Source organism: Streptomyces capoamus (assembly GCF_014654935.1).
Classification (GTDB): Bacteria; Actinomycetota; Actinomycetes; order Streptomycetales; family Streptomycetaceae; genus Streptomyces; species Streptomyces capoamus.
The window spans coordinates 1-369 of record NZ_BNBF01000073.1; the positions used below are offsets into that span (position 1 = coordinate 1).

Below are 369 nucleotides of genomic sequence, written 5' to 3' on the forward strand. Positions count from 1 at the left end.
CTGGTGGTGGACGGGGTGACGTGGCGGGTGCTGGTGCCGGATCTGGCGGCTGCCTGGCAGCAGGTGCGGGCGGGCCGTACGCCGGTGTTGCCGGCGGTGGGGACGTCGGTGCGGCGCTGGGCGCACGCGTTGGTGGAGGAGGCGGGCCGGCCGGAGCGGGCGGCGGAGCTGGACTGGTGGCGTCGGACGCTGCAGGTGCCGGATCCGGTCATCGGCAGCCGGGTACTGGATCCGGCGGTGGATGTGATGTCCACCGTGGACAGTCTGCGGGTCCGTGTCCCGGCGGAGGTGACGGAGCCGCTGCTGACGAGTGTTCCCGCGGTCTTCCGGGCGGGTGTGGATGACGTCCTGCTGACCGGTCTGGCGCTG

Annotated in this window: 1 protein-coding gene; it reads right to left on the bottom strand. The window is 73.4% G+C overall.

The window, feature by feature from the left end:
- The coding region (locus IE312_RS43675; protein WP_229900946.1) for a hypothetical protein at positions 1–254 on the bottom strand (254 nt) is incomplete at its 3' end.
- Positions 255–369 lie beyond the last annotated feature (115 nt).